This is a genomic window from Clostridium transplantifaecale (assembly GCF_900626075.1).
Taxonomy (GTDB): domain Bacteria; phylum Bacillota; class Clostridia; order Lachnospirales; family Lachnospiraceae; genus Otoolea; species Otoolea transplantifaecalis.
On sequence record NZ_UYZY01000001.1, the window covers coordinates 893,537 to 916,921 of the forward strand.

Genomic DNA, 23,385 nt, shown 5'->3' on the forward strand with positions numbered 1-23,385 from the left:
ATTTTGGCTAATTTCAGTTCTGTTCCGCCCGGTGAATTTTGCAAAGAGATACCTATGTTAGAGAATACGGATCCAAATTCAAACACAATATTTAATAATCTTATTCAAGAATTAATTAATAATGATTTATTTATGAATGCATTAATAAATAAAATGGCTAAAAAAATGGATACTTTGGAATCGGCCATGTCATCTCTACCAAATAAATACCTCAGTCTAAATAGCGGCGGAAAAGTATCAGGATCTTTAGAAGTGGAAAAACTAATATCTAAAATTTCAAATGGTGTTTCCCGCTCCGAAATTTATATTATCCCGCATGTTCCATATGAATTAATCGAACCTGCCCATGATACCCAAACGTATTTACAAGAATTGACCAAATGGATATGTTCCAATTATCCCAATACTAAAATGGGAATATTCATCGGCCTAGCCCATCCTAATTCAGCCGGATTCGTAATAATGAACATATATGACACTTCAATAATTAAAAATAATTGTCCTGAGTATGCATCCGGATTATATCTAGATCTTAGTGGAAATATTAACATATTCACTTATCGTAGCTACACTTGGGGCTTTCGTAGCCTTTAATTGTCTGGTGGGAATCCACCGCACAAAAAGGAGATTTTTATGCCTACATTTTCTACTCTCCCCCCTGATACTTTTGATGACAAAATACAAATATTGAATCCTACTGATTCAAATTCAAACGTTAACTTTAATAACATTTTTCAAAAAGTCATAAATAATGAAGCGTACTTACTCTCCAACATAGAACAGCTTACCTCAAAAGTCAATCAACTGACTGCTGAAAATGCAACTCTCAAAAAACGCACAGTTAGAGAAGCAATGAAAACACGAGGTTTGGTAAGGACAATTGAGATAGCTGGAGCTGCCGATACTTATTATCCTGTAGCCGTTACTATGGGAAGCACTGAGAATTATAGAGCCGTCCGATTTGGGCTTGGGAAACATCTTGGAAGCAAGACTGCCAGTTATGCCGGAAATCACAGTAATGGAACCAGTTCCTGCAGTTATGAATGGCTGCTAAGTGCGGGCGGTTGGGATGGGAACTGCCGATTTTTGCGGACGTTATACGGCGCTTATGGTTATGCCCCACTGCTCTCCCATATTGAAATGTCAGGCGGTTCATTCACGGGTATCGTTCTCTGGCTCCGTGGCGGAGGAACAAGCTATGTTCTATCATGTGACGATACCATAAACAGTTTAAATATCTATTATTCACGGACAAACCTTACAAGCTATGATGCAAGCAGTTCTTATGCTTATTTTGTTGAACCGCGTAATGCAATCGGCAATGGCGGCTTAGGTACATATGGTACGATGAGTATAAACGGCATCGTTCCATAAATTCTATTCGAACAAAAACAATTGTTAAATCAAAAGCCGGATTCGTATGTGTTTATTTATAGAAAGGAAATTTCATGTCTACATTTTCTACTGCTTCGCCGGATTTCGATAATAAGATTTCTATGTTAAAACCGACTGACGCAAATTCTAATGTTGTGTTTAATAACTTAATCCAGAAATTGATTAATAATGATACCTTTCTCTATAATCAATCCCCTGGCTGCTTTAAAATAAAACAGCATAATTCTGCAAATGATACATTTGCCTCCATTGATCGCTATCCACTGGAAGATGATTACGGACATACAACCATCAGAATATTTAACAATTCTTTTGATGGCATTGTTATAGAAAATGCTTCCGGCAGTGGAAATTATGCCAGCCAGTTATATATTAGTTCTGACAAAATGCTCTTCCGAAGACGGCAAGGCACAAAAATCTGGCCGGACTGGCAAAGATATGATGATAGTATTTTATTTCCAAAAGCCGGAGCCCGTTTTTATCCTTCAATAAAAAACAATTATATAAGTACCACTGAAGCTATAACCGGTTCGTTGAAAATTAAGCTGCCAACATTTTTTGCCTATAAGATGATTAGTTTTGACGTCCGCATATACACATATCAGGATAATGGCATGGCAACTTTTCATATAGGCGGCTATGATTATTTAGAAGACAAAAAATGGTATTGCAGATCAGCGTATTGTGAAGCAAGTAAAAACTGCCTGATAAAAGACCGTGTAGTCCAATTTGGTCATGACGGTTCGAATAGCTGTATTTATATCGGATCGTATAACGATGTGTGGAAATATCCCCAGGTCTGCATTACTAATATCTTGCTCGGTTATAGTCCGGAAGGCATCAACGCCAACTGGTATGAGGGAATTGAACTCAGTTTTGTCCAGTCGGGCGCGCAAGATTATACTTCATTTATGAATCCATGGTCAGATTCGCACTGATTTATATAGAAATGCAACTCTCATTAAAAGATAGGAATTCTCCTGTCTTTTTTTGTATAACAAAATCCCAAAGGAGGAATTTTATGATAGGAAGAACAAATGCCGATGGCGGCGGTGGCGTATCCAGTGACGAAACCACAGTTGTCGCTTCTCAGGTTTTAGCTGGCAAGACTTATTTAGGTTCTGATACTGACGACGAGGCCGGTACTGGAACCATGCCCAATATACAAGCCGTAGACCCTGCAAAAAGCCTCTCATATGGCAGTGGCCTGGTCTATGCAAGAATGTCAAATGGCGCACATGTTACTAATGCATCGAGTGGTTATCCGGAAGTTAGTATCACAACTCAGACCAAATCGATATCTCCCACTGCGTCATCGCAGACCGTTAGCCCGGATGCCAATAAAGTATTATCCGGCGTCACTGTTAACGGTGTGTCAAATTTAACTGCCGGAAACATTAAAAATGGTGTCACCGTAGGTGGAACCGCCGGTACATATAAAGGCTTAGGAAGTGCTGCCGCCTCCCAAGTTTTATCAGGAGCAACCTTTTCAACTGCGTCCCTGAGTAACGCTTCTGGCACTATGCCGAATTACAGTGGTTACACTTCAACGGGTAACTATGTAAGTTCAACTTTCCGCTCCGCAACCAGTGGATATGTGTACGCCAGCCCAGGCGCAACTGGCTATTATTCAACAGGTTCTTACCTTCGGATACCCGCTTCAAACCTTACTGCTGCTAACATTAAAAAGGGTGTTTCCATAATGGGTATTATCGGAAGTTTCGAAGGGTATGTTTCTAGTCCTTTGTATCTATATAAAAATGGGGTTTGGTCTAATTTATCAACACCAGGATTAAGTAGTATAAATGCAGATGGGTACTGGCGTGAGTTACGAAATTATTCGGGATATTTTGAGTTATATTGTCGCAGTGCATTGAGTACCGCGACTCCTGCAATGGCAAGGTTAAACCAGATAGTTGATTTGACAAACTATAATTATATTAAAGCAACCGTAACCAATGATGCCTACGCTATTTTTCGTATGGGAATATCTACATCAGACTCAGTTACGAGTACATCAGCCTTGTCAAATGTAACTACAAAAACCAATACTGGAAATTCAACTGTAATAGTAAATGTATCAGCTATATCTGGTGGTCGATATATTTACTTCTCTTTAAATAGTGACGGTGAAACTACGGTTTCAGATGTATATACACTTTTCTTGACAAATAGTTAAATAATTCACTTAGTGCAATAATATTGGGAGAACACTCCCACTCAAGTTTACTAGTGCTTTTTGTGTTATACAAGTATTCCTGCTATCTAATTAATGTACTATCGCCGAATTTAAAAGTGAACATGTCTGTATTTATTCACTTATATCTGTACAGAAAAATTGCTCTGATGATCAGGAAGTAACCATTATGAATTTGCTAAGGTAATCGTAGTTCCTTATTTTACTAAAGTAATACTGTCTATGCCAAGATAAGGATCATCGTCACTAGTCCTTTTCATTGACGGCATAAGAAAATATATATAATACTCTCCAGATAAACTTTTTACATCAATTGACCTTACCGCGTACTGCTTTGTTTTGTAGCCAACCGAAACTGAAGCAGCAAAACTAGCACTTGTTAAATTGGCAGCCGTAGATACCCCAACATAAGCATATTTTCCATTATCATAGATGTCGTCGTAGATTCCACACCCAATGGAAATATAGCTATAACTTGATAGATTTACTTTACCAGTTGTACGGGCGATTATTATATAGTCGGATGTCGAAGCAGCAGCGTTGTTAACATGTAGAGTAGAACCGCTAGTATATATATAAGGATTGGCATGATTGCTATATACTTTATCCCAACCTGTAGGTGAAATGTTTTTCCAACCTTTATCCCATATTGGCAATGGACTGTCTACCCATCCTTGGAAACTTCCGATAATACCCAATATAGCAACACTGTCTAAAATGGGTATTATCGGAAGCTGGGAAGGGTATGTTTCGAGTCCCTTATTTCTATATTAACGGAGGTACTTATGGTGGCGGACAGTCAGGAATTACAAAAATAAGAGACACATGTACTGGAAGTAATGATAGTTGGTCAGTAACCGTCAAATAACAGAGTGTATAGAAAAATCGCCAGCCTTCTGATCTTCTCAAGGTTGGCGGTTATCTACATATTTTCTGTATGACAGGTTCCCATGGCATATAGTCTTCCAGAAATTCCGGATACTGCTGGAATGCTGTTCCGGGGATATCACTCAAAATATACTGAATATATTTTCTGGGGTTTAGGCCATTGACTTTTGCCGTTTCCACCAGCGTATAGATACCTGCACTGGCCTCTGCTCCTTTGGGGCTTCCAGAAAACAGCCAGTTCTTACGTCCTATCGTAAAGGGACGGATGCAGTTCTCGGCAAGATTGTTTGAGACAGCGCAGTTCCCGTCCAGCAGATAATTCATCAACCCCTTTCTCTGGTTGAAGGCATAGGTAAATGCCTCTCCAAGTTTGGATTTTGGAAGGATTCCGGCAGATGCATCTTCAGCCCACGACCAAAAGGCATCTAATACAGGCATTTCTTGTATCAGACGCTGTTCCTTCCTGCCTTGGGGAGACAGGACTTCCAGTTTTTTCTCAATCTCAAACAGCTGATTGATGTAGCTGATGGCCTGTGCCGGTATGGTTGTTTCCCGGCTTTCCGTTTCTTTTGGAAGGGCATCCACAAAGTATCTGCGAAGGTGTGTCCAACAGAAACATCTTGTAATCCCAGATACTTTTTCATAGCCTTTATAAGCATCTGTGTGGATGTATCCGTGGTAACCTTCCAGAAACTTCTGGGGGAAAGTTCCGCTGCGTCCCGGATTATAATCAAACAGCCTGGCGGGATGGCTGCTTTCTTTTATGGAGCAGTATACCCACATATAGGAATCCGTGGTGTTCTTCCTTCCGGCTTCCCCCAGCACCTGTACCGGCGTCTCGTCGATGTGCAGATATCCCTGTTCCAGAAGTCTTTTCCGTAACAGTCCGACAATCGGAGACAGCCAGTCCCGGTAACTGGCAAGAATCCAGTTGGACATGGTTGCCCGGCTTAAGGCCACACCAAGATCGTTCCATTCGTTTTCCTGACGGTACAGCGGTACGGCCAGCTCATACTTCTGATGGATGACCCAGGCAACCGTGGAAGGGGACGCATAAGAGTGCTGGATGACCGGACAGGGCATGGGGGATTTCTCCATATATGCTTTCCCGTTCTTACGACACTCCCTGCATTCGAATGTTTCACGGTAATAGTCAATAACACGTACCTTGGCAGGGATGAGCTCGATTTCCGTCCGGACGAATTCCTCCCCCACCGAAACAAGCGGCGAACCGCAGGTCTGGCAGAAACGGTCTTCTTCTGCAAGTGTGCAGAGTTTCTTTTCATGAGGGATGTCTTTGAGCAGTTCTTCTTTCTGACCTGGGAACCTTTTGCGCCGATAGGAAGCGACATCCTTCATATCCGGTTCAGCAGCTTTCGAATCGGCCTCCGTTTCCGCTTCATCAAAAAGAGACATCTGTCCCTCGATATCAAGGGAGGATGTCTGCTCGGTTGACCTGCCATAAAGCTTGCGGGTCAGGAAAGCTACCTTTTCCTGGAGGAGAAGATTTTCTTTTTCTAGCTCTGTAATGCGGTTTTCTAATGCTGAGATTGGTGTTCCGTCGGCCATGGAAATCGGTTCCTTTTCGTATTCTAACTGTATTTAGTATAGCATAAAAGTGGCTGAGACTCCAGTATTTACAAGCTTTTCAGCCACTTTAAAGGCTAGATTTCGGATGCAGCTTCTTTACCGCCTTTGGCTGGTCCATGGACAGTCCTTCCAGCAGCCAGCGCAACTCTTGAGCGGATATCCGGCGTACATCCGCCGGGGTCCTTGGCCATTGGAAGTTCCCATTTTCCAGACGCTTGTACAGTAGGACGAAACCGTCTCCCTCCCAAAACAGAGCCTTCATACGATTACGTTTATGACCGCAGAAGAGAAAGAGGCTGTTGGAGAACGGATTCAGCCGGAAGTTCTGCTGGACGATGGCTGCAAGGCCATCGATGGATTTCCTCATATCGGTATAACCACAGGCAAGATAAATCGTTTCTGCCCGTGAAAGATCCCCTAACATCTGGATGCAGCCAGAATGACGGACTGAATCAGGGAGTCTGGCGTATTCACAGCGATCTCAATCACTGCACTGCCGGAACGGATGATAACAGATGCGGGATTGGAAGGGCAATGGCTGATAACCGGAATCGATGCAAACACTGCAGTCTCCGGTGCTTCCGTGGAAACAGATCCTGCATTTCGCTTATGCGGAAGGTTCTCAATCGCCAACTTTCTGATCTTTGCGAGCCAGTAATAGTAGCTTTTCAAAGAAATGCCATTCTCTTCACACCACTGCTGGTTAGAAAGCCCACTGTCGCGGCATCGGTGAATGACTTCCAGCCATTTCTGGATATTGATTTGTGTCTTTGCTGATAATTCTTCCATGATATACCTCCGTGTTTTAGATTTTTAAGAGTAGACCCTAAAAACTCTAAGAGTAATTATCACGGATTATGGCAGGAAAAGAAATACACTATGTTATTTGACGCTTACGTTGGTCATTATCCAGTCAAATTTATTTCATGAATTTGTATCATGGTTATTACTTGCTGAGATTTAACAACGTAATTGATTTAAGCCCATATAGATATCTTAAAGTAATCGGGAACTGTGAGGGAAATTGGGTTGGAATTGGAGGAGGTGCATCTCCTGATTCAGGAATGACTATGCCTGAAGAACTCGCGGCATCAGCGGGAAGTGGAATCTCGTCTAGTTCCAGCGGAGAACAGACCCTTATCTGTGATATAAGCAGATTATTAGGAAACCACTTTATTTATGTTTGGGGTAAACAGTTGTCCGGGAACAACGCAAGAAATTGTAGTATTGTGCAGGTTCTTCTTACTAACAATTAATGCTTATTTACATAAGTGCAAAATTTTATATCGTATAAAAAAGGTGGTAATAATCCTTAAGCGACTAAATAAATCTCATTAAAGGTGAGAACAGAGCCTGATGCTCCTCTTGACCCAGTACCGGGCAATTGTTGCCATAGATAAATCCAATAAGTTCCATTCAATGAACTTATATTCAATTCATATAAACCACCGCTAATTGCTACCGCAGGGTCTATATAAGCCTGGAAGCTATTGCCTGTAACAGCTCCACTTGAACTTATTCCGATTCTTTGATAGGTAGGAGTATTCCCCCAAGCAGTGGATGAAAGTTTTACATACAACTTTGAATATGCTGCAAAAGATATCTCTACTTGGTTAAATTTCATTAGTCGATAAGCACCTGCCGAGTTGTCATTTCCAAGTTTAAACCATAATTTAAAACTAGAATAATTCCAATCATCTTCATTATAGCCACGAGTTGTTTCGACGACAACTGATGGGAAATAGTACATTTCGGGGGATAATATCGGTCTGGAACTTCCACTGATGGTCCCCGGTTTCATCAAATAGTATGGACTGTCCACCATGCCCTGAAAACTTCCGATAATACCCATTTCAGACAGTGTTGCTATATTGGGTATTATCGGAAGTTTCGAAGGGTATGTTAGTAGCCCGTTATATTTGTATAATTCGGGGACATGGATGAACCTAAACGTTTCTGGCATGACCGCAACTACAACTGCAACTACTATTTCAAATTCCGAAGGCACAATGCTTATTACAATATCCACAGGTGTAAGACAGCGTTTCATCATGGGAAGAGTAAATTCAACTATAGATTTAACCAATTATAAGTTTATCAATCTTAATATAATAAGCACAGATAAGGACTATAACGAAGATGGAAGTACAATTACAGTTGGATGCTCTTCATCCGCTTCAATAACAACTAAATCATCATTGAAAGCCTATATAGATACAAGAAATACAGGTATAATGAGACTTGACATAGCTTCTGTAACCGGAAGTAATTATCTCTATGTAGGGGCCTACTCTAGCTTTAGTAATCATGATTCATTTTTAAAATTCAATCAGCTATTTTTAACCAATACTTAATATTTAACGTGCCATACGTTGCTATAGATGAATCAACGGATACTCCATTATTACTGAGTGTTCCAGTTTTGTCTCTATTATTTATGCTCCAGTGAGATATAGTTGAACAATTTGATGAAAACTAGTGTATGTGTAAAAATAGATGTAGTAGTTTCCGGTTACAGAAGAAATGTCCAACAGAACATCTGATTCAAAAAATCTTATCTGTGCAGTAAAAGACGTAGATGTTAAATTAGGATTGTCAGATATTCCCAGTATGCCATATGAAGGATAATTTCTGTCGAAATTATGCGCATTTATTTTAAGTCTAATGAAATTATATGTGGATAGGTTTATAGATTGATTCAATCTACCCAAAACCCAATATTGAGCAGTTGAGGCAGAGAGATCAATAACAGTTTTACCTTGATTTGTCGTCGAGATTTTTATAAATGTTTTACCGTTTCCCATATTTTGTTCAGCAGTTTTAACTACTCCGATTATCTGTAATCCATTCCAAATTCCATTATTAAATAAGTATAATGGGCTAGTAGTATACCCCTCCCAACTTCCGATAATACCCAATATAAATAGTGACCCTACCAGGTCACTATTTTATTAATAATACTCCTCTGTTCCGTCGAAGTTCTCCGTAGATAAATTCTGGTGGTTTCAATACTCTCATGCCCCATCAAATCGGCCAACAAAGCCAAATCCTCCCTCTTCTCCAAAAAGTTTTTTGCAAATCTATGGCGGAAGGAATGGGGGTAAATCACACTGGGATCCAACCCGAATTTTACAGCATACGCCTTAATCTGTTGGGCAATTCCCCTTGTCGTAATCTGTTTTCCGGTACGGTTTAGGAAAATAAAGCCGGAATCCCGTTCCAAAGTCTCAATCCACTCGATTGCTTCTTTCTGCAATTTCTCCGGTATATAAATCCGTCTCAGTTTTCCACCCTTTCCATATAAATCAACATACCCGGTATAGACATGCTCTATCTTGAATTTAATTAATTCACTGACTCTGGCCCCGGTTGCCGCCATAAACCAAACTGCAAAATAAAGCTGCTTATTCTCCAATTTTTTAAGTCTGCGCTTAAAGTAAATATAATCCGCGTTACTAATCACATTTTCAAGGAAATTTTTCTGTTGCACCTTCACACATTTAAGCTGAAGCCGTTCTTTGTTCTGGTATTCTAAATATTTATTCATTGCCTGAATTCGGACATTGACCGTCAGTGGATTGTAATTCTGTATCAAGAAGTCTTTATAATCCAGAAGGTTTGCCTTGTTGACTTCCGGGTAGTGCTCGTTAAAATATTTTGCTGTCCAGGTATAGTTCTGAATTGTACTGCTCGCCAAGTTATCTCTTTTTAAATAGGTATCGTATCTCATTTTTTATCTCCTTATTTTTACTTTTGTACCTCGTAAAATAGTAACCACAACTTTAATAAAAATCAATGTATTTTAATCATCCACGATTTTCCAATCAGGAAGGAGGGTGTTGTGAACATTATTTTTAACAATCAAACAAATACAATCCGGCAGTTTGGTTCATTTAATACGGTGGAATTAAATGATATCAGATTTTACATCCCAAAAGAGTTCGAACAAAACTTATTTATCCTAATCTCGGATCAAAATCAGCATACTGACGTTTTACAACTGACAAAGACAAATGAGGCACATAGTGACTACTCTATTTACACTGTTTCTCTTGAGAACACTGTGTCCAATAAATCGGGTATTTCTTCGTTACTACTCTTCTATCTTGAACAAGATAAGCTCATAAACTCAAACTCTTTATCGCTCAACATTTCATTCACCCAATTCAAATCAGCGCTCAAGGTATACATGTTACAGAAAATATCAACTGAACTTGCAGAAACCTATAGCAAGATAACAGAATTGACCAAATTAAACATATCACTCTATGAAGATATCAAGGAGGTAAGCCAAAAATGATTACAACGCCTTCTGATTACATCAAACGCCTGGAAGCAATCCAAAAGTCGGTGACTCCTACAATTGAAATGATTAATTTAGGAACAGAGCCACTTTTTATCATTAATACTGATACCCGTGAAATAGCAGTTCCCCCGGCAATGCATCAACTGGGAGTAGTCTCCGATCACAATGCTGAGACAATCTACTTACAAATCGACCGTTATTTTGATAACGCTGACTTGTCGCAGAAAACTTGCGTAATACAGTATATAAACGCTGCTAGTGAAAAACATCTATATCCTATAACTGAAAAATATATCGATGAAGTAAAAGGGAAATTAACATTTGCATGGAAGTTGAGTGGAAATGTCACAAAAGCTTCCGGGTTTATATCTTTTTCCGTTCGGTTTTATGAAATTGAGAATGATGCCTATCTCTATAACTTCAATACTAAAACAGCCAGTTTTATGATTTCAGATGGTTTGGATATCAGAGAGGATATATCAATAGCGCCCTCTCCCACTGATATCATTATCCTGGTGGAACATCTTGACCAAGTAGCGGCACAGACAGCCAGTGACGCCAATCAGACCTCGGAAGATCGTTTTAGGGTAGAATCTCTTGTAGAATCAGCTGTCCAAACTATTACAGATAAAAAAGATGGTGCTGTAAAAGATATCCATGCTGCTACCTCGAATCAACTTGGAGTGATTACTTCTGAAGGGGTAGCACAAATAAATAAAATTCAACAAAAGGGAAATGAAACATTAGAATCTATCCCTAATGATTATATTCAGATAAGTAATGACGTTTCTGAATTGAAACATAAGGATATCCGGAATTCCAGCATCTATTCCAATGCTCTGATTGGAGAAGTAACTGGTGAAGAACAAGTGGTGATTAGTGATGCGGCAAATGCGACTATCCCATACTTGGAAGTGGATGGTGTCAGTGAGCAGGTGGTGACGACGGGGGCGCAGTTGTTTGATGACGAGTCCATAGTATTAAATGAGCGTGTCACAAAAACATCCCAGGAATACATAATATCACCGACTGATACAGATGATGCTGTATTGTCATTACCTCTTCCTGTAAGTAAAAACGTGGCAACAAAGAAGTTCACAGTAACGTTTTATGCCAAAGCTAACAAAAGTGGCACAAGACTGATGGTTGATTTATTTCCCGATATCATTTCTAGTGATGCCATTCTGGTTTTGGAAACAGAGTATAAAAAGTACACGGCAACACTAACCGTAAGAGAAAATGATTCCTCTAGTATTAATTTCAGGATGTTTATTTTAAAATCATCCGGAATAACAGTTTATATAAAAAAAGAAATCATATTAAACGAAGGCGACACCGCCCAGCCCTGGGAACCCTACACCGGCGGCAAGCCATCCCCCAGCCCAGATTACCCGCAGGAGATTGTAAGCGTCGCCCATGTAGCCATCAGCGGGGCGCAGTTGCTGGACTACTTATCGCTGCCCAGCACAACTATGAATGGGATAACTTTTACCCCACGAGCAGATGGTACAGTATCAGCGGTGGGATTGGCTACTGACGTATCAGCGTTTGATTTGTATGATTCAGAATTACCTCCGGGAACCTACTATATATCAGGATGTCCTACAGGCGGGACAATGGAGACATATCAAATTATAGCATACAAAAAAACTAGTGGAATCTTTACTATCTTAGGAACAGACACCGAAGATGGAGCGGTATTTAATGTAGTCCAGGGTGATAACATCGTAATCCGTATTGTATTGCGTAAAGGAACATCAGGTACAATTATATTTAGACCTATGCTTAATGCAGGCGCGACACCGAAATCCTGGGAGCCCTACAACGGCCAGCAGCGGGAAATTGACCTGGAGGTGGAGTCAAAGGGGGCTAATTTATTAGCATATCCATATGATGATAAAATAAAAAACACAAGCGGAGTAACATTCACACCTGCCGAGGATGGACGTATAGTAATTGGTGGAACAGCAACTGAACATGCATATTTTTATATTTGCCAAAATCCAATTCAACTTAATGCGGGGAATTATGTGTTATCAGGGGGGACAGACGGTGCAGAACTACGAATTTTAAAATCAGTGCTTCCATACGAGTCTATTGCAGTATCAACAAACGGAAAAGAAGTTGGTTTTACACTGGAAGAACAGAAAACAGTGATTATTGACATTGTAGTACATGCTGGGAAATCAATATCTACCACGTTATATCCCATGCTTATTGTAGGCTCTATGCCTCTTCCCTGGGAGCCATACCACTATCAGAAAGTCACCATCCCCCTAACCGAACCCATTCGCGGAATCGGCGATGTCAAGGATCGGTTTAGTGTGCGTGATGGTGTGTGGGGGATTGAAAGAAATATTGCAAAAGTTGATAATAGCCAGTGGAAAATCAGAAACATTAAAGATGGTAATAAAGGACATAGGTTTGCCTATGTTTCGGATTCTATTCCTACATTCCCAAACTTTAAAGTTCAATCCACAAAATATAGACAGGAATTGAAAAGTAGTTTTGAAGTCGCCGGTGATTATATCTCGACCGACGAAAAAAATACACATGCAATATTTATCCGAACTTTAGAAAAAGATTTTGAGACAGAAGCCGAATTTTGTGAATGGATGACAGACGCAGAGACAATTTATTCCCTTGCCACTCCCACCTGGGAACCCTTCCCAGAGTCCATCCAGGCCGCACTCAACGCCTTAACCACCCACCCCGGCACAACCTACCTGACCGTCACCTCCACCGACATCAGCGCACCCATTCGGCTGGAATATGTCCAGGACATCAATAAAGTTATTACGCAACTGTACACTACAATAAATGAGTTGAAAGCGTCTCTCGCAAAATAAGAAAGGATTATTATGAAGATCTTCACAAACGAATATAACGAAATATGTGCCATTAATAACACTACCTGTTCAGATTTAACGGAATATGAAATTGACGACTCCACATTTGAGGGAAAGTGTGAAGCTTTCATTTGTGGATATAAATACGAGCCTCAATATCAATTGGAAATGAACTCGGACGGAACAAACAAAAAAGACGAGTTCGGAAATGACGTTTTTGTCTTGGATGAGGAAGGCAACAAAATCTTATCAGGGTATAGTATATACCCTTTCATTGATTACAATGTTTTGCTGCGTATACAGGCCGAACATGATGCACAGGATTTATTGTTCGAGGAGTTAACGCAATCTATTGTTGACAACGATTACCGCTTATCATTGATGGAATTAAACGAATAATGGAGGATAAATATGACTTATAAAAATTGCAAAAAATTAATAGAGGCTGCAGAAAAGAGAAATACAAAAACGGAAGATTTTATATTGGATATGAAAACCAAACTCAGTGTATTTTTGCAGAACAAACGCATTAGCAAGATAGAATATGATGAGTTAGAATCCATGCTAAATATTTAGATTAAAATAACGCCACCGACGATAATATTGGTGGCGTTATGTATTATATTACGGATTACATTTTTTACACGGAACATAACCTTTTGAGATAATTTCATCTCGGTTCATATCAGTGTCTTCCCGATTTTTAGTCGGCAGTGAACCACATGATAAACGGTGGAACTTTTTACTGGAGGTATTTAAAACATAGGTAGTGCTTACCTTTTGTGCTTCCTGAGTTGGTGTTTCTGTCGGTGTGACTGTTGCCTTTATCGTTTCTGTAGCAACAGGGTTGCTTTCAACACTTGTATTACTGGAAATGCTTGGTTCTTCAGATTTCTAGGACTCACTGGGTGATTCATCAAATACTATAGTATTGCCATCTGATTTAGCAATGATTGTTCCCTGTTCATCAGTTCGGTAGACCTTTATTCCTCTGGAACGAAAATTGTTAAGTGTTTCAGCGCGGGGATGTCCATATTTATTACCTTCGCCGCAACTTATTACTGCATACGTCGGTTTTGCGGTATCCAATAATGCAATGGATGATGATGTATTACTGCCATGGTGTCCAACCTGATAAACGGCGCAGCTTGTATCTATTCAGTTGATAATGGCTGCCTCTGCTTCCTCCTCAGCGTCTCCAGTAAAAAGGAGCTTTCTTTTCCCGTGCCGCAGGATGATTCCAACTGAGTTGTTGTTCGGATCACTATATGTACCATTAAGCGAGATAATTGTTAATTCTGCGTCTCCTAATCGATACTTCTCTCCTACTACTGGTACAGTACTTCTATAGCCCTTGTTTTTCATTGCATCAACGATGTCATGGTAAGTAGCTGTGTCTTTTACATATTCCGGCATGATTATTGTATCTCTTAAATTCGAATCCAGTTTTTTCTCTTCTGCAACAGTTTGGGCCTCTGCAACGGCTGTCGTGTTCAATGGCTGATTTTGAGATATACTTGGCGGCATAGAAACTCCGGCAAAGAAAAACAAAGCAATTGGAACAACGAACTTCATCCAACGTTTAGTTTCACGTTTACTTTGAAAAACTTTCCATAAGGCAGGGCATAACGACAAACCAAATAAAGCCAGTAGAAATCCTGCAATTATTGATTCGGATATGCCGTAAAATCTTGTCAAAAGAAACATAATGGGAAAAATCTATAGCAATATATTACTCTTTTTTTCATAAAGTCCCCTCCTAAAGTTGTTATATCTATAATATTGCGCTTTTCATAGTAATACAATCTTATTAGCGGGTGGGTAGAAAGGAACAATTATGAATAATGATATCAATATTCATAACACTGTTATTGAAGATCCAGATCCCGACTTCATGGGATTTGATGGTACGGAAGGGGTTGACAATAATGAAGATCAATAAAATACTAACCCCTTATAATTATACAACCGGAAATATTAATCGTATTAAATACATTGTCATACATTACGTCGGTGCTGCTGGTGGAGCTGAAGCTAATTGTAAATATTATGCCAGCCAGCACATCGGTGCTAGCGCCCACTACTACGTAGATTTCAATGGAAGTGTCTGGCAGTCTGTGGAAGACAAAAACATTGCATGGCACTGTGGAACGAAAGGAAACTATTATCATCCTGAATGTCGGAACAGCAATAGTATCGGTATTGAATTATGTGTCAGAAATAAAGGAAGCAAAGCAGACACCAGTAAGGACTGGTACTTTGAAGATGCAACCTTTTCTTCGGCAATCCAACTTACAAAAGAATTGATGAAAAAATATAATGTAGATATTGATCATGTTATTCGTCATTACGATGTAACTCACAAAATATGCCCTAATCCCCTCGTATATAACCACACAAAGCATACATGGGCTACATTTAAATCGGCCTTGAATCAGCCTTTGGACATTACAGGCAAGGAAATCCTCACATATGATATTAAAACCGATGTAAATGGGCTTGTAGTGAGTGTAGAGCCGGATGATGTCTTAAATGTACGGGGCTTTCCTGTGACAGGTGCAAAAACGGGAGAACTGCGCAACGGAGAAGTGGTTTTTCCTGATAAAAAAACTTTTGTTGATGGAATCGCATGGTATTATCTCCCCAGCAAAAAGGGCTGGATTTGTGCTAAGTATCTTGAAAGAGGATGGGTATATGAAATCAGTATTTCATCGCCCTACAAGTGGTGGTTTATACACAGAAACTACACCTGTACGAAACAAGATATAGAGGTAATAAACGGTAAAATTTACAAATTCGACGTAGAAGGCTATATGATAGAAAATGTAACTGGAAAATATTCGATTGGGAATAACGGAGAAGTCAAATTCGATTGACCACTGCGCAACACTCTAAATACTGATTAATGAAAGGAATGGTATTTTTGAAATGAATTACATAGAGCAGTTAATAAATTTAGGAATAGGCACTGCCCTTATCACTATTATTGTTTTTATGTTGGCGGTTTCACAAATGTGGAACATTTTTAATAGTTTCTGTGACACTCTTGGAATCGAAACAAAATGGTCCCGCAAGCGCAAAGCAGAAAGCTCAATGTTACACAAACACGAGGAAAAGCTCAATTCGATCATGACTGATATTAAAGAGATTAAGGAAGCAAACAAGGTTGATAACAAAGTAACCAGGGACAAGTTTAATGTTCTGAGTCAGATGCTCCAGGAAATCGAGCAAAAGATGGATAGTATGGAGGAACGGCGAAATAACGCGAGGCGCGAAACTCTTAAACAGCAATTGTACAACTTATACTACAAATATAAAGAGCGAGCTGAAGAAACAGGTGAAATGGTTTTATCCAAATGCGAATATGAGCAGTTCTGGACTGCTTTTCGCGAGTATGAAACGGAACCTTTAAATGGGGATGGACTGATTCATAGTGTCGTTGAAATATATATGAGGGGTTTCACATCTGAAGAATGATTCACTCGAAGTTATTGTAGCTTTTAATTTTACCGATATGAAAAATAGATGAAAAATGAAAACGTTCTATGAGACTCATTACTTCGGCGCTATCCTTCACAATATCTATTCTGTCTTTTTTAGTGCAACAACACCTGTACATGCCGGGCACACTGCTCAGATTTCCTTTGCAACAAATACTTTGAGCCACATAAGTTGAGGTTATTATAAGTAGCTCTTCTTCCCAAAAATAATTTACATCATTTTTGGGATTACTATTAGAAATTGCTCCAGATGGTAAGGGACTATTTTGTTTCGGTGGTTGATAAGGTCCTAAGAAATTATTTTCAGAATAACGTGGATCATAACGGAATTGTACATTGCAATATTTATCCTTATGGTCTACCAGGAAAAACTGAGGAAATAATTTTTATGGAGTAGGACAAGAAAGAGAACTTATAAAAATACCTCTATCCGCATATCTACCAAAGTAGTATAATAGAGTAAGCAAATAGAGAAACAAAAAAAGATTATTGAAGATGCAATTTTAAAGATAAAAGAAAATTCGGATAAATACATCAGGCAAAAATTATTAGAGAAGTTATATTTATTTATATCTGGTTATATGATAAGTCAATTAGATTCAGATGGAATACATTCTAAGTATTTATCAGAGTTTTCTGAATTTACAGCAAAGAAATACAACATGTATGAGGCACTGACAAAATTTTTCGGGCGCTTAGAAGCATAAACTGAAATTGAAGAAAACGGTTCAGTTGAGCAACAATCAAAATGATATAATATTATTGTAATTCATTTGTAAAGAAGGGGTTGTCATTAAAAAAAGAAAATTAATATTATATGTTGTTGTCTTTATTTTGTGTATAGGATTTGTCAATGAAAAAATTAAAATAGCAATTGGAAAAGATAAAATAAAAACACTATTTACACATGATATTTCTTTATCGTATACAGAGCACAACAAATCGTCTAAGCGGTATGTGTATACAGATGGAAATTATAAATATGAAGTTGACAGTCACAATACACATATTATCTCAATCAATATACTTCCTACTCCTGTATCAAAGCTTCCAGTTACTAAAACGCCCGAAAGCGAAAAGGACGCTGAGGAAATTGCATACTATTACCTTACTAAATGTATTGGCGATTTAATTGAAGGTGACTTAACGTTTTCGATTAGGCAATCAGATACTTCACAGTATTGGGTGGATATTATAGAAAAAATAAATAATCTAGAAACTGGTACTTCATGTGGAATTGGCATGAATAAGGAGAGAGGTCTTGTTACTGCAAGGTTCACGATAGGAAAACCACATAAAATACGTAATATAAATCAAGATTCTTTATTAAAGAAAGATAAGGCAATAAAAATTGCATTTGATTCTTTGCGTTCAGAGTTAGATGAAAAAAATATCGTTCATATAATTTCTGAAATGCACACCTATTCAAATGGAACAATTTATTGGTCAATCAATATTACTTCAAATAATGGAATAGCTTATACTGTACATGTCAACGCACTTAGCGGTAAAATCATCGGAAATGTCATGACCACCGACTTAGTCGTTGGGCGGTTTTCTCCCCACATCAAGCAAACAAAAAAAAGAAGTCGAATCCCCTTGATACTACAAGGAATTTCGACTTCTTTCCATACAGCTCCCGGCCGGATTCGAACCGGCGACCTACGCATTACGAATGCGTCGCTCTACCGACTGAGCCACGGAAGCGTTTAAAAAATGCCCTGGATTAGCTCCAAAGCAATTTCTAAAATGACCTGTCCGGGAATCGAACCCGGGTTTACGCCGTGAGAGGGCGTCGTCTTGACCGCTTGACCAACAGGCCATATTTCAGGTGTAATCGAGGCGACGTGATTCGAACACGCGACCTCTGCGTCCCGAACGCAGCGCTCTACCAAACTGAGCCACGCCTCGATACCTTTGGTAGTATAATATAAATATCAGGAAATGTCAACCATTTCTGAAGAAAAATATTATAAATTTTTTCACTCAATTAGTACAATTCTCCGGAACTCCTGAAAAGCCTTGAAACTGCAAGGTTTTTCCAACTTTTGCAGAAATTCCGGAAAACTATTAAACGTAGGTTAAAACATTTGAGCTATTTCCCTCTTACACCTCAACCGCAGAATATCCTAAATCATCCAGGATCTCTATTGCCTTCTTTTCACAGTGACCGCATCCTTCAATTGTCACAGTTTTGGAATTTAAATCTACCTGATGCTCAATTTCAGCAGCCGTCAGCGCCTTATCAATTCTGGATACGCAGCCTTCACACATAATTTCTTCACATTTAAATTTCTTCATATTCTTTCTCCTTATAAAATTCCATCATACTTTAACAACCGTATCAGCGCTTACTCTTTCAACATTAATTGTTTCCGCTCTTACCGTCCCAACGCTCATCACTTCATCAGCTTCTGAATCGTTTTACAAAGCTCTTCCACTGTCTCCTCGCCGTTTCCGGCTTCGATCTCGTCTAAAACGCACGTTTTAATATGATTGGAAAGCAGGACCCTGGAAAAGCTGTTTAGCGCCGCCTGGATAGCCGATACCTGGTTCAGGATGTCAACACAGTAACGTTCGTCCTCCACCATGGCTTTAATTCCGCGCACCTGTCCCTCTATTCTGTTCAGCCGTTTCAATAAGTCCTTTTCTTCCGTCAGATTCCTGTGTTTATGTCTCTCCTCGTTATCGCAGCAGCTCATTCCGAATCCCCCTTTTATAGTCGGTCTCTATTTTTGAATACCCTTTTAATTTTGCAGATTTGTTATATTTTAATTAAGCTTCAGGCCTTTCAGACGGAGCGCATTGCCTACAACGCACACAGAACTTAAAGACATTGCGAAACCGCCCAGCATCGGGCTTAATAGCGGCCCTCCGAACAGGTAAAGCAGTCCTGCGGCCACCGGGATTCCTAGTGTGTTGTAAAAGAATGCCCAGAAAAGATTCTGCTTGATGTTGCGTATCGTAGCCCGGCTCAGTTTAACCGCTCTGTAAACATCCATTAAATCAGATTTCATCAGCACAATATCTCCAGATTCCAATGCGATATCACTTCCTGAACCAATCGCCGTTCCAACGTCTGCCTGTACCAGCGCAGGGGCATCATTGACGCCGTCTCCTACCATCATAACGGTTTTTCCCCGACTTTGCAAGTCTGCAACGGTACCGGCTTTATCGCCGGGCAGCACTTCCGCGATGACGTTGTCTATATGGGCCTCATGTGCGATATACTCAGCGGTCTTTTTATTATCTCCCGTAAGCATATAAACTTCCAGGCCAAGGCTTTTCAGCCTGTCAATAGCATGAATGCTGCTCTCTTTGATTGTATCCGCCACACAGATAATACCGGCCATCTTTCCGTCTGCCAGGACGAACATCGGGGTTTTCCCCTGTTCTGCATAAAAACCGGCCTTTTCCATTTGTCCGGAAATACCGGATGAAACAGCGTTTCCCGTTTCACCGGACGCCGCAAGCGCCTCCAGCATCCTGACATTACCGATTCTGATTTCACGGCCTTTAAGCATCGCCTTGATTCCGGAGCCTGTAATACTGTCAAACTCTTCCGGCCTGGCAAGGGTGATACCTTTTTCTTTCGCATCCGCCACAATCGCTTCCCCCAGAGGGTGTTCCGACATCTGCTCGCAGCTTGCCGCAACACGCAGAAGTTCTTCCGCATTCCAGCCATTTTCCGGGATAATATCGGTCACTTTGGGTTTGCCTTCCGTAATTGTGCCGGTCTTATCCAGGACTACTGTGTCCACTTTATGGCCAATCTCAAGCGCTTCTCCGCTCTTAATCAGAATTCCATGGCTGGCGCCCACACCGGTTCCCACCATGATCGCCGTTGGAGTTGCAAGTCCCAGCGCACAGGGGCAGGCAATGACGAGCACCGCCACAAAAATAGTTAATACAAAGGAGGCGTCCATTCCTCCCACAAACAGCCATAAGAGGGCTGCTACAATGGCAATTCCTATAACTGCCGGGACAAACACACCCGCCACTCGGTCTGCCAGTTTCGAAATGGGTGCCTTTCTTCCCTGGGCATCCTCCATCATCTTGACAATCCTTGCCAGAGTGGTATCGCCGCCCACATGGGTTACCTGTGCTTCCATCGCTCCGTTATAGTTCATGCTTCCGCCAATCAGGTTATCGCCTTCACTCTTTTCCACCGGGATACTCTCACCGGTCAGCATAGACTCATCCACACTGCTGTTTCCTTTTACAATGATACAGTCCAGAGGGATCCGGCTGCCGGGCTTAATCAGAATGTGCTCTCCCGTCTTAACGGACGAAGTCTCCACCTCACGCTCCTCACCGTTCTCGTAGACTATTGCCGTATCCGGCGCAAGCTCCATCAGTTTTCTGATGGCTTCGGACGTCTTTCCCTTACTTCTTCCTTCCATATACTTGCCCAGCATAACGAGTGTCACAACGACTGCAGCCGATTCATAATAGAGGGAATGGACTGCCATCGGATCATTAAATGCCAGGAATGTCATAACAAGGCTATAGAGAAACGCACTTCCCGTTCCGATAGCCACCAGAGAATCCATGTTTGGATTGCCTTTAAACAGCGCCCGCAGTCCTACCAGATAAAACTTTTTTCCGCAAACCAGAACCGGGACGGTCAAAATCATCTGAGCCAGAGCAAAATTGAGGGGATGGGTGTGCATATCAATGATGTCGGGCACCGGAAGCGGGAACGGCACCATGTGTCCCATTGAAATATAGAGAAGCGGGAGTGCAAAAATGATCGCTACAATCAGTCTTTTCCTGCTGGCCTTAAGCGCTTCCTCCTGCCTGATAAATGTCTCTTCCTCCTCGGCCATGCGATCCGCTTCCGCCGGCACCAGCATTGCCTTAAATCCGGCCTTATCTACCTTTTCAGTAATCACTTCCGGGTTTACCAAAGCCTCGTCATAGGTAATTGTCATCTTGGATGTTGTCAGGTTGACGTTGCTCTCCTGCACCCCTTCCAGACGCCGTGTAACCCGTTCTACCGCGCTGCTGCATGCCGCACAGGTCATTCCGTCTATGTTGTATATTTCAGTTTTCATATTTTTCATCCTTTCTCCATGTACATATACCCCGTATATGTATATTTATATTAAAACACATTTACATTTATGTCAAGTGAATTATTTTTTTGTTCAAGTGAAGCAAGCGATGGATTGTCTGTTTTGATGTAAAGTGACTTTTATATATTGTACGCGGTATTTTAATAGGCTTATAATTGATAGGCAGAAGATACTGCGTGATACCGTGTTTTATACCACCTCCATATTCTCTCCCTGCTAAACCGCCATGGTGAATTGTGTTACCGCTTATAAAAGGCGGCATCCGGCCCGAATAACCTTTCACCTGACTCTGCCTGAATTTATTTTCTATTGCTTCGTTTACCTGTATTTATCTTTAATTCTATTATTAGTCAGCTTCTCCATACTATATCAAAAATATACCCGCCTGTTCCTAAAAGCGTGCTCCTAAAGACAGGCTTGACACAGTCTTGTCATACAAAAAATTCTATTTTATTCTTTTATGCTGCTCGAAGATAACCCGAACAGCATAAAAAAACTGCGGCAGGAAGAACCCGTCACAGTTCTGCCTATACCGCAGTCATTAAAATCCACTAATCCATTATCCGAAAAGAACTCCTAAAACGCCATAAGATAGGATAGACATAATCACTGTCGCTATGACAATTCCGATTAAAATTGCGGCAAATGCCGTCTTAAAACGCACTCTTAGAAGCGCCGCTATCAGAGATCCCGTCCAGGCTCCTGTACCAGGGAGGGGTATCCCGACAAAGAGCACCAGACCCCAGAAACCAAATTTCTCTATCTGATCTTTTTTGCTCATTGCTTTATTTTCAAGCCATAATGCAATGGGGCGGAACATCTTCACCAGCTTCATCCACTCCAGAATCTTTCTGATCAGCAGCAGTATAAAAGGAATCGGCAGAATATTGCCGATGATACAAATCGGTATTGCCCGTAAAAGCGGCACATTCAAAAGCGCCGGTGACGCTGCTAAAAGGCCTCCCCTCAGTTCCAGGATTGGAACCATGGAGATGATAAATATAACTGCTTCTTTGGAAATAAACTCCGAAAGATTCGCGGTAAACCATTGTACTAATGCGTCCATTCTGTCTCCTATTCCTCGTTTTCGCTGTCTTCCTCTGCGAAGATGGACTCATCAGCCTCTCCATGAACCGTAAACTCTACCTCCGGCCCTTTGCTGTCCTCTTCCTCTGCACCGGCTGTTTTATCCTCCATCGGAGCGCCGCACTTGCTGCAGTACAGGGCATCTTTCTCAACCTTGGCCCCGCATTCCGCACAGACCCTGGTTCCCTCCAGTTCCGCTATCTCATCTTCCAGAACTGCTATTTTAATAATTCCCGCCTGGATAGTCTTGAATTCATCGGCATACTCGTCTTCCAGTGAAGCTTCATGTCTGTCATAGTATGCCTTGCCAAGGCTGATATATGCTTTATTTACTTTTTCCTTTTCCGATGACAATTTTGATTTAAGCTGAATCACGCCGGTGATATCCTTCACCTTATTGGCCGCTTCCTTGCTTTTATCACTGATTACCTTACCAAGTTCATCTAAAAACGCCATTCATTTTCCTCCTCTACAGGATATTTTTCCTCACTTATTT

At 40.6% G+C, this 23,385-nt stretch carries 24 protein-coding genes and 3 tRNA genes; 11 read left to right on the plus strand and 16 right to left on the minus strand.

All coding sequences use genetic code 11. The annotated features are described in order from the left end of the window. Positions 1 to 3: 3 nt before the first annotated feature. From EJL91_RS03785 to EJL91_RS03800, 4 genes are all read left to right on the plus strand, one after another. Complete coding sequence (locus EJL91_RS03785) at positions 4 to 594, plus strand: hypothetical protein (protein WP_125140616.1); 591 nt, start codon at positions 4 to 6, stop codon at positions 592 to 594. Between the two features lie 39 nt (positions 595 to 633). After that, the gene (locus tag EJL91_RS03790; protein ID WP_125140617.1) at positions 634 to 1,374 is read left to right on the plus strand and encodes a hypothetical protein; all 741 of its coding nucleotides are present in this window, start codon (positions 634 to 636) and stop codon (positions 1,372 to 1,374) included. 74 nt (positions 1,375 to 1,448) lie between these two features. Continuing rightward, a complete protein-coding gene (locus EJL91_RS03795; RefSeq protein WP_125140618.1) occupies positions 1,449 to 2,333 on the plus strand; it encodes a hypothetical protein in 885 nt (294 codons plus the stop codon). A gap of 83 nt (positions 2,334 to 2,416) precedes the next feature. Beyond that, positions 2,417 to 3,574 (plus strand): hypothetical protein, encoded by a 1,158-nt coding sequence (locus EJL91_RS03800; RefSeq protein ID WP_125140619.1) that lies wholly within the window; start codon positions 2,417 to 2,419, stop codon positions 3,572 to 3,574. 215 nt (positions 3,575 to 3,789) lie between these two features. On the opposite strand, the gene EJL91_RS03805 is transcribed toward EJL91_RS03800, so the two are convergent. The 5 genes from EJL91_RS03805 to EJL91_RS03825 form a co-directional block, all read right to left on the minus strand. Continuing rightward, entirely contained in the window at positions 3,790 to 4,290 is a 501-nt protein-coding gene (locus EJL91_RS03805) for a hypothetical protein (RefSeq protein ID WP_125140620.1), read from the minus strand. A 220-nt stretch (positions 4,291 to 4,510) separates the two neighbouring features. Further along, positions 4,511 to 6,049: an IS66 family transposase gene (tnpC, locus tag EJL91_RS03810; protein WP_125140621.1), complete on the minus strand. Its 1,539-nt coding sequence runs from the start codon at positions 6,047 to 6,049 to the stop codon at positions 4,511 to 4,513. 88 nt (positions 6,050 to 6,137) lie between these two features. Beyond that, positions 6,138 to 6,494, minus strand: a complete 357-nt coding sequence (gene tnpB / locus EJL91_RS03815) for an IS66 family insertion sequence element accessory protein TnpB (RefSeq protein WP_125140622.1) — start codon at positions 6,492 to 6,494, stop codon at positions 6,138 to 6,140. Further along, positions 6,488 to 6,859, minus strand: a complete 372-nt coding sequence (gene tnpA, locus EJL91_RS03820; RefSeq protein WP_125140623.1) for an IS66 family insertion sequence element accessory protein TnpA — start codon at positions 6,857 to 6,859, stop codon at positions 6,488 to 6,490. The genes tnpB and tnpA overlap by 7 nt, the downstream gene beginning before the upstream one ends. 523 nt (positions 6,860 to 7,382) lie before the next feature. Further along, complete coding sequence (locus EJL91_RS03825) at positions 7,383 to 7,922, minus strand: hypothetical protein (RefSeq protein ID WP_125140624.1); 540 nt, start codon at positions 7,920 to 7,922, stop codon at positions 7,383 to 7,385. A gap of 88 nt (positions 7,923 to 8,010) precedes the next feature. On the opposite strand from EJL91_RS03825, the gene EJL91_RS03830 reads away from it, so the two are divergent. After that, positions 8,011 to 8,424, plus strand: coding sequence for a hypothetical protein (locus EJL91_RS03830; RefSeq protein WP_125140625.1), 414 nt, complete (start codon positions 8,011 to 8,013; stop codon positions 8,422 to 8,424). A gap of 81 nt (positions 8,425 to 8,505) precedes the next feature. On the opposite strand, the gene EJL91_RS03835 is transcribed toward EJL91_RS03830, so the two are convergent. Together EJL91_RS03835 and EJL91_RS03840 are read right to left on the minus strand one after the other, a co-directional pair. Next, entirely contained in the window at positions 8,506 to 8,988 is a 483-nt protein-coding gene (locus EJL91_RS03835; protein WP_125140626.1) for a hypothetical protein, read from the minus strand. A 14-nt stretch (positions 8,989 to 9,002) separates the two neighbouring features. After that, a complete protein-coding gene (locus EJL91_RS03840; protein ID WP_125140627.1) occupies positions 9,003 to 9,800 on the minus strand; it encodes a tyrosine-type recombinase/integrase in 798 nt (265 codons plus the stop codon). A 111-nt stretch (positions 9,801 to 9,911) separates the two neighbouring features. Here EJL91_RS03840 and EJL91_RS03845 point away from each other — a divergent pair, with 111 nt between their 5' ends. Genes EJL91_RS03845 through EJL91_RS24490 form a run of 4 tightly spaced genes read left to right on the plus strand, consistent with a single transcriptional unit; the run spans position 9,912 to position 13,801 of the window. Then, positions 9,912 to 10,370, plus strand: coding sequence for a hypothetical protein (locus tag EJL91_RS03845; RefSeq protein WP_125140628.1), 459 nt, complete (start codon positions 9,912 to 9,914; stop codon positions 10,368 to 10,370). Beyond that, positions 10,367 to 13,225 carry a hypothetical protein gene (locus EJL91_RS03850; RefSeq protein ID WP_125140629.1) on the plus strand — a complete coding sequence of 953 codons (2,859 nt, stop codon included), beginning with the start codon at positions 10,367 to 10,369 and terminating at the stop codon, positions 13,223 to 13,225. The genes EJL91_RS03845 and EJL91_RS03850 overlap by 4 nt, the downstream gene beginning before the upstream one ends. Before the next feature lie 12 nt (positions 13,226 to 13,237). Continuing rightward, positions 13,238 to 13,624: a hypothetical protein gene (locus EJL91_RS03855; protein WP_125140630.1), complete on the plus strand. Its 387-nt coding sequence runs from the start codon at positions 13,238 to 13,240 to the stop codon at positions 13,622 to 13,624. 12 nt (positions 13,625 to 13,636) lie between these two features. Next, the gene (locus EJL91_RS24490) at positions 13,637 to 13,801 is read left to right on the plus strand and encodes a hypothetical protein (protein ID WP_164516739.1); all 165 of its coding nucleotides are present in this window, start codon (positions 13,637 to 13,639) and stop codon (positions 13,799 to 13,801) included. 582 nt (positions 13,802 to 14,383) lie between these two features. On the opposite strand, the gene EJL91_RS03860 is transcribed toward EJL91_RS24490, so the two are convergent. Next, the gene (locus EJL91_RS03860) at positions 14,384 to 14,800 is read right to left on the minus strand and encodes an MBL fold metallo-hydrolase (protein WP_125140631.1); all 417 of its coding nucleotides are present in this window, start codon (positions 14,798 to 14,800) and stop codon (positions 14,384 to 14,386) included. Positions 14,801 to 15,153: 353 nt separating this feature from the next. Between EJL91_RS03860 and EJL91_RS03865 the strand changes: the two genes are divergently transcribed. Both EJL91_RS03865 and EJL91_RS03870 read left to right on the plus strand, forming a co-directional pair. Beyond that, a complete protein-coding gene (locus EJL91_RS03865; protein WP_125140632.1) occupies positions 15,154 to 16,101 on the plus strand; it encodes a peptidoglycan recognition protein family protein in 948 nt (315 codons plus the stop codon). 52 nt (positions 16,102 to 16,153) lie between these two features. After that, entirely contained in the window at positions 16,154 to 16,702 is a 549-nt protein-coding gene (locus tag EJL91_RS03870; protein ID WP_243125219.1) for a hypothetical protein, read from the plus strand. Positions 16,703 to 18,359: 1,657 nt separating this feature from the next. Here EJL91_RS03870 and EJL91_RS03875 read toward each other — a convergent pair. From EJL91_RS03875 to EJL91_RS03910, 8 genes are all read right to left on the minus strand, one after another. Continuing rightward, a tRNA-Thr gene (locus EJL91_RS03875) sits at positions 18,360 to 18,432 on the minus strand. Positions 18,433 to 18,475: 43 nt separating this feature from the next. Next, positions 18,476 to 18,547: transfer RNA gene (locus tag EJL91_RS03880), tRNA-Glu, on the minus strand. 15 nt (positions 18,548 to 18,562) lie between these two features. Beyond that, positions 18,563 to 18,636: transfer RNA gene (locus EJL91_RS03885), tRNA-Pro, on the minus strand. Between the two features lie 195 nt (positions 18,637 to 18,831). After that, complete coding sequence (locus EJL91_RS03890) at positions 18,832 to 19,026, minus strand: heavy-metal-associated domain-containing protein (protein ID WP_125140633.1); 195 nt, start codon at positions 19,024 to 19,026, stop codon at positions 18,832 to 18,834. A gap of 98 nt (positions 19,027 to 19,124) precedes the next feature. Next, on the minus strand, positions 19,125 to 19,427 hold the full coding sequence (locus tag EJL91_RS03895; RefSeq protein WP_125140634.1) for a metal-sensing transcriptional repressor: 303 nt from the start codon (positions 19,425 to 19,427) through the stop codon (positions 19,125 to 19,127). 69 nt (positions 19,428 to 19,496) lie between these two features. After that, a complete protein-coding gene (locus EJL91_RS03900; protein WP_125140635.1) occupies positions 19,497 to 21,782 on the minus strand; it encodes a heavy metal translocating P-type ATPase in 2,286 nt (761 codons plus the stop codon). Between the two features lie 580 nt (positions 21,783 to 22,362). Further along, positions 22,363 to 22,869: a COG2426 family protein gene (locus EJL91_RS03905; protein WP_125140636.1), complete on the minus strand. Its 507-nt coding sequence runs from the start codon at positions 22,867 to 22,869 to the stop codon at positions 22,363 to 22,365. A gap of 8 nt (positions 22,870 to 22,877) precedes the next feature. Further along, positions 22,878 to 23,345: a zinc ribbon domain-containing protein gene (locus EJL91_RS03910; RefSeq protein WP_125140637.1), complete on the minus strand. Its 468-nt coding sequence runs from the start codon at positions 23,343 to 23,345 to the stop codon at positions 22,878 to 22,880. Positions 23,346 to 23,385 lie beyond the last annotated feature (40 nt).

What these genes read in the sequence shown, in the direction of transcription:
- EJL91_RS03790 (WP_125140617.1), top strand. Translation starts at nt 634, where the DNA reads ATGCCTACATTTTCTACTCTCCCCCCTGATACTTTTGATGACAAAATA.
- EJL91_RS03795 (WP_125140618.1), top strand. Translation starts at nt 1,449, where the DNA reads ATGTCTACATTTTCTACTGCTTCGCCGGATTTCGATAATAAGATTTCT.
- EJL91_RS03800 (WP_125140619.1), top strand. Translation starts at nt 2,417, where the DNA reads ATGATAGGAAGAACAAATGCCGATGGCGGCGGTGGCGTATCCAGTGAC.
- tnpC (WP_125140621.1), bottom strand. Translation starts at nt 6,049, where the DNA reads ATGGCCGACGGAACACCAATCTCAGCATTAGAAAACCGCATTACAGAG.
- tnpB (WP_125140622.1), bottom strand. Translation starts at nt 6,494, where the DNA reads ATGTTAGGGGATCTTTCACGGGCAGAAACGATTTATCTTGCCTGTGGT.
- tnpA (WP_125140623.1), bottom strand. Translation starts at nt 6,859, where the DNA reads ATGGAAGAATTATCAGCAAAGACACAAATCAATATCCAGAAATGGCTG.
- EJL91_RS03825 (WP_125140624.1), bottom strand. Translation starts at nt 7,922, where the DNA reads ATGGGTATTATCGGAAGTTTTCAGGGCATGGTGGACAGTCCATACTAT.
- EJL91_RS03830 (WP_125140625.1), top strand. Translation starts at nt 8,011, where the DNA reads ATGAACCTAAACGTTTCTGGCATGACCGCAACTACAACTGCAACTACT.
- EJL91_RS03840 (WP_125140627.1), bottom strand. Translation starts at nt 9,800, where the DNA reads ATGAGATACGATACCTATTTAAAAAGAGATAACTTGGCGAGCAGTACA.
- EJL91_RS03850 (WP_125140629.1), top strand. Translation starts at nt 10,367, where the DNA reads ATGATTACAACGCCTTCTGATTACATCAAACGCCTGGAAGCAATCCAA.
- EJL91_RS03855 (WP_125140630.1), top strand. Translation starts at nt 13,238, where the DNA reads ATGAAGATCTTCACAAACGAATATAACGAAATATGTGCCATTAATAAC.
- EJL91_RS24490 (WP_164516739.1), top strand. Translation starts at nt 13,637, where the DNA reads ATGACTTATAAAAATTGCAAAAAATTAATAGAGGCTGCAGAAAAGAGA.
- EJL91_RS03860 (WP_125140631.1), bottom strand. Translation starts at nt 14,800, where the DNA reads ATGAAGTTCGTTGTTCCAATTGCTTTGTTTTTCTTTGCCGGAGTTTCT.
- EJL91_RS03865 (WP_125140632.1), top strand. Translation starts at nt 15,154, where the DNA reads ATGAAGATCAATAAAATACTAACCCCTTATAATTATACAACCGGAAAT.
- EJL91_RS03870 (WP_243125219.1), top strand. Translation starts at nt 16,154, where the DNA reads ATGAATTACATAGAGCAGTTAATAAATTTAGGAATAGGCACTGCCCTT.
- EJL91_RS03890 (WP_125140633.1), bottom strand. Translation starts at nt 19,026, where the DNA reads ATGAAGAAATTTAAATGTGAAGAAATTATGTGTGAAGGCTGCGTATCC.
- EJL91_RS03895 (WP_125140634.1), bottom strand. Translation starts at nt 19,427, where the DNA reads ATGAGCTGCTGCGATAACGAGGAGAGACATAAACACAGGAATCTGACG.
- EJL91_RS03900 (WP_125140635.1), bottom strand. Translation starts at nt 21,782, where the DNA reads ATGAAAACTGAAATATACAACATAGACGGAATGACCTGTGCGGCATGC.
- EJL91_RS03905 (WP_125140636.1), bottom strand. Translation starts at nt 22,869, where the DNA reads ATGGACGCATTAGTACAATGGTTTACCGCGAATCTTTCGGAGTTTATT.
- EJL91_RS03910 (WP_125140637.1), bottom strand. Translation starts at nt 23,345, where the DNA reads ATGGCGTTTTTAGATGAACTTGGTAAGGTAATCAGTGATAAAAGCAAG.